This is a genomic window from Christiangramia qingdaonensis, assembly GCF_048381525.1.
Taxonomy (GTDB): Bacteria; Bacteroidota; Bacteroidia; order Flavobacteriales; family Flavobacteriaceae; genus Christiangramia.
Genome location: NZ_JBLWIM010000012.1, coordinates 159,574 through 163,801, shown reverse-complemented (window position 1 = coordinate 163,801; position 4,228 = coordinate 159,574). Strand labels below are relative to the sequence as shown.

General features: G+C 37.8%; 7 protein-coding genes. 6 read left to right on the top strand and 1 reads right to left on the bottom strand.

The genetic code is table 11. The features are described from left to right. On the bottom strand, positions 1 to 272 hold a 272-nt coding region (locus tag ACNI3T_RS05615), incomplete at its 3' end, for an adenosylhomocysteinase (RefSeq protein WP_418226992.1). Positions 273 to 335: 63 nt separating this feature from the next. On the opposite strand from ACNI3T_RS05615, the gene ACNI3T_RS05610 reads away from it, so the two are divergent. The 6 genes from ACNI3T_RS05610 to ACNI3T_RS05585 all read left to right on the top strand — a co-directional run bounded on the left by ACNI3T_RS05610 (position 336) and on the right by ACNI3T_RS05585 (position 4,200). Continuing rightward, the gene (locus ACNI3T_RS05610) at positions 336 to 980 is read left to right on the top strand and encodes a 4'-phosphopantetheinyl transferase family protein (RefSeq protein WP_418226991.1); all 645 of its coding nucleotides are present in this window, start codon (positions 336 to 338) and stop codon (positions 978 to 980) included. Beyond that, entirely contained in the window at positions 980 to 1,681 is a 702-nt protein-coding gene (locus tag ACNI3T_RS05605) for a phosphoglycerol geranylgeranyltransferase (protein WP_418226990.1), read from the top strand. Before ACNI3T_RS05610 ends, ACNI3T_RS05605 begins: the two co-directional genes overlap by 1 nt. Positions 1,682 to 2,515: 834 nt before the next feature. Further along, complete coding sequence (locus ACNI3T_RS05600) at positions 2,516 to 2,692, top strand: hypothetical protein (protein WP_418226989.1); 177 nt, start codon at positions 2,516 to 2,518, stop codon at positions 2,690 to 2,692. A 98-nt stretch (positions 2,693 to 2,790) separates the two neighbouring features. Further along, a complete protein-coding gene (locus ACNI3T_RS05595; protein ID WP_418226988.1) occupies positions 2,791 to 3,051 on the top strand; it encodes a YkoF family thiamine/hydroxymethylpyrimidine-binding protein in 261 nt (86 codons plus the stop codon). Further along, positions 3,035 to 3,667: a nicotinamide riboside transporter PnuC gene (gene pnuC / locus ACNI3T_RS05590; protein WP_418226987.1), complete on the top strand. Its 633-nt coding sequence runs from the start codon at positions 3,035 to 3,037 to the stop codon at positions 3,665 to 3,667. The genes ACNI3T_RS05595 and pnuC overlap by 17 nt, the downstream gene beginning before the upstream one ends. After that, positions 3,628 to 4,200 (top strand): AAA family ATPase, encoded by a 573-nt coding sequence (locus ACNI3T_RS05585; protein ID WP_418226986.1) that lies wholly within the window; start codon positions 3,628 to 3,630, stop codon positions 4,198 to 4,200. Before pnuC ends, ACNI3T_RS05585 begins: the two co-directional genes overlap by 40 nt. Positions 4,201 to 4,228 lie beyond the last annotated feature (28 nt).

Genomic DNA, 4,228 nt, shown 5'->3' with positions numbered 1-4,228 from the left:
TGATCCTGCGTAGAAAATATATTACATGAGCTCCAGGTAACATCTGCTCCAAGTTCTACCAAAGTTTCGATAAGAACTGCAGTCTGGATCGTCATATGTAAACAACCCGCAATTCTGGCACCTTTTAAAGGCTTGGATTCCCCAAACTCTTTACGCAATGCCATAAGTCCCGGCATTTCAGCTTCAGCAAGTTCAATTTCAAGACGGCCATATTCGGCAAGCTCAATATCTTGGACTTTATAAGCGGTATACGGTACTGTTTTAGTTGACATATTATTATATTTGAATATTAGCAATTTTAATGTCGCAAAAATAGGGAAAAGCTTAGAAAATATATGCCTCTTTATAAAACAATAACAGTTGATGAACGTACTAAAGTCTTCATTTGGAAGGTGGAAGAGTCTTTTGATTGGCTGGCGAATGGGATCAATCTTACTGCACATTGTCAAAAAAGAGTAGACGCTATGAAATCTGAAATTCACCGTCGTGGATTCATGAGCATTAGACATTTAATGGCCGAAGCAGGGTATACAGATCATGATCTTTATTATGACGATCTGGGGAAACCGCATCTTCGTGACGACAGGTATATCTCCATCACTCATTCGTTCAATTTTACCGCGATCATAATTAGTAATCGCGATGTGGGGATCGATATTGAAAAGCAACGGGAAAAGATTCTGAAGATCGCTAATAAATTCACTCCGCTTAACGAATATCATACGTTGGCGAATGAAGAGGCTTTGATAAGAAAGCTTACTATAGTATGGGGTGCCAAGGAATCTGTTTATAAATTGATCGCTCGCCCTGGAGTTGGTTTTCTACAGCATATCAATGTGACCGACTTTGATTTTGACGATTCGAAAACAACAGCTCATGTAAGATATCATGAACTGGATTCCTGGTATGATATCGATTTTCTGGAATTTGAGAATTTCACCTGTGTATATGCCCTTTCTTCTACTGGAAAAATCAAGTAATGCCCGAAGTACTTAGCTATTTGCAGGATATACAGCAAGCTTTTGTAGAGAATAGAAAGTTACTTGCGATCCTGATAGATCCCGATAAATTTGATGAGAAACAGGTTGATAATTTCTTTCAAAATCTACCTAGTGAAACAACCCATATTTTAGTTGGAGGCAGTACGGTGGAACATGGAAGAACCTGTGCCGTGATCTCAGCGATCAAGCGGGTGAACAGGCTACCGGTGATACTTTTTCCTGGTGATTCTTCTCAAATCTCTTCGGAAGCAGATGCGTTACTTTTTCTAAGCCTAATCTCGGGTAGAAATCCTGAATTTTTAATTGAGCAACAGGTTCGCTCTGTGGAGAAGATCAAAAGTTCAGATCTTGAAGTGATCCCTACTGGTTATATTCTTATTGATGGTGGCAGGGAAACTTCAGTTCAAAAGGTAAGCAAAACCGTTCCTATCAATCAGAAGGAGGTGAAGCTTGTCGTGAATACCGCACTGGCAGGACAATATTCGGGAAAACAATTGATTTATCTCGAAACTGGAAGTGGCGCAGAATACCCGGTTTCTTCGGAAATAATCAAGGCTGTGTCTTCAACTCTCGAAATCCCCGTAATTGTTGGTGGAGGCATTCGTACGCAGCAGCAAATGCACAATGCTTATAAATCTGGTGCAACAATGGTGGTCATGGGAACTGCTTTTGAAAAATAGTATCTTTTAATACAAGTTGATAATACTCCGGAAAGTCTGTTATTTAAATGTATCATTTCTTCTGAAGGCCACACTTCGACAGGCTCAGTGCAGCAACTTGTTTCAGATTTTCTGCTGTCTAAGTTCGTATTATTGTACCGGTAATTAGTCATATCTTCTAAAGACCGCACTTCGACAGGCTCAGTGCAGCAACGAAATGCGACGTTTATTGAATCTGATTATTATGCTGGAGGATTGTGAATAATTTGATGTTACTTAAATGTATCATTTCTTCTGAAGGCCACACTTCGACAGGCTCAGTGCAGCAACGAAATACGCCGTTTGTTGAATATGATTATTATGCTGGAGGATTGTGAATAATCTGATGATATTTTAATTTTTGATTTCTTCTGAAGCGCCTTCGATAGGCTCAGTGCAACAGCTTATTTCAGGTTCTATCTTATCTAAGATTGTCTTATTTCAAATTAAAGCTGTTAATGAAAGCCGCACTTCGACAGGCTCAGTGCAGCAACTTGTTATACATTTTCTGATATTTAAATTTGTTCTGTTGTATTGGTAATGCTTTTAAAGATTGTTTTTCCGAAAATATCTAATGATACTTCTGAAATGCTGTCTCATTTAATTTATCAATTTCACTTGAAGGCTGCCCTTAGACATGCCCAGTACAACAAAGAGATGACCGTTGCTTAGAAATAAATGCTATATTGGAGAATACAGATAAGTATAGGGCTATTTTAGAAATTTTTATTACTTCTGAAGTAGGCTCTTCAACATGCTACGTGCAACAAGATGTGACAGAAATTTTATCATCAAAATTGAATCTAAATTAAGTCTATGAAAAAAATGACCTTCCCAAGATCTATTCTATATACAATTCTGGGAGCAGTAGGATTGATTTCCACATTTCTGGAAATTAATTTTGATGATATAGCGTATATTATCCAGTTTTTGATTTGTAGTTGTTTGTTCATTTTAGGGGTCTCATTCCAGTTAAAATACTGGGTTAAATAATAGTCAAACTCTTTAATTTCCATGAATATTAGAAAAAAAGTTTAAGGCTTCCTTCAAAGCTTTTGATAATAGCTAACTTTGAAATACAAACCGCTATTATGAACATTTCAGTAGAACTTACCCTAACCCCAATTCAGGATGATTACGAACCAGCGATCATCAATTTTATCAAAAAAATGCGTGACTCCGGACTCACCGTTAAAGAAAACCCTCTAAGTACTCAGGTATATGGTGATTATGATGAGGTGATGGGTCTGCTCAATAAAGAGATCAAAAATGCCTTTGAAGCGATAGACCGCGGACTTATGTACGTGAAAATTGTAAAATCTGATCGCTCCGACTATGCAGCCGATTTTTGATTACCTGTTTAGTCAGTATTCAGAATATCCTACGCTTTTTATAATTCTGGAGATCATCGCTGTGATCTTTGGTTTTCTTTCCGTCTGGTATTCCAAGCAAAATAATATCCTCGTTTATCCAACTGGTATTATAAGCACGATGATCTTTGTGTACTTGCTGTGGCAATGGGAATTGCTTGGGGATATGATGATCAATGCCTATTACTTTTCTATGAGTATTTATGGCTGGTATGTTTGGACCAGGAAAGTAGACGATGATCACTTTACACCAATTACTTCTACCACGAGAAAAGAAAAAATACTTTCGGTAGTAATTTTCACAGGAACACTGCTCTTTGTATTTGGTATTTATGAATGGTTCGATAAATGGAATAACTGGACCGCTTATGTAGATACGGTCACTACCGCGATATTCTTTGTGGGAATGTGGCTTATGGCGAGAAAGAAGATTGAAAACTGGATCTACTGGATCATTGGTGATATAATTTCTGTGCCGCTATATTTTTATAAAGGCCTAACTTTAACCAGCTTACAATATCTTTTATTTACCATAATTGCCGTTTACGGTTATCTAGCATGGAAGAAAAACTTGCGCAACGACCTTCGTCCTGCCTGAAAATAGTCTTGTTCGGCCCTGAATCTACCGGGAAAACAACGCTGTCAGAAGATCTTTCCAAATACTATTCTGAACCCCTGGTGCCAGAATTTATGCGGAAATACCTTCAGAAAGTATGGGATCTCGAACAAAGAATTTGCGAGCCTCAGGATATCTTACCTATCGCAAGAGGACAGATGCAATTGGAAAATGAGAAGTCCAGACAGGCAGACAGGCTTTTAATATGTGATACCGATCTGCTGGAGATAAAGGTCTATTCTGAAGCTTACTATGATAATTTCGTCAACCCACAACTTCTTAAACATGCGTTAAACAACGAATACGCTCTCTATTTTTTAACGTATATTGATGTTCCGTGGACGCCAGATGATCTAAGGGATAAACCTCACGACCGTGAGGGAATGTTTCAGAGATTTCAGCAAACGCTCGATGAATATCAAAAACCTTATATGATTCTGAAAGGTGATCGGCAAACCCGATTAAATTCCGCAGTTAAAAAAATTGACCAACTATTAAAAACTCATAACCAGTGAATTTTAGCGAAAAAGATATCCTTCAAAT

What these genes read in the sequence shown, in the direction of transcription:
- ACNI3T_RS05600 (WP_418226989.1), top strand. Translation starts at nt 2,516, where the DNA reads ATGAAAAAAATGACCTTCCCAAGATCTATTCTATATACAATTCTGGGA.
- ACNI3T_RS05595 (WP_418226988.1), top strand. Translation starts at nt 2,791, where the DNA reads ATGAACATTTCAGTAGAACTTACCCTAACCCCAATTCAGGATGATTAC.
- ACNI3T_RS05610 (WP_418226991.1), top strand. Translation starts at nt 336, where the DNA reads ATGCCTCTTTATAAAACAATAACAGTTGATGAACGTACTAAAGTCTTC.
- ACNI3T_RS05585 (WP_418226986.1), top strand. Translation starts at nt 3,628, where the DNA reads ATGGAAGAAAAACTTGCGCAACGACCTTCGTCCTGCCTGAAAATAGTC.
- ACNI3T_RS05605 (WP_418226990.1), top strand. Translation starts at nt 980, where the DNA reads ATGCCCGAAGTACTTAGCTATTTGCAGGATATACAGCAAGCTTTTGTA.
- pnuC (WP_418226987.1), top strand. Translation starts at nt 3,035, where the DNA reads ATGCAGCCGATTTTTGATTACCTGTTTAGTCAGTATTCAGAATATCCT.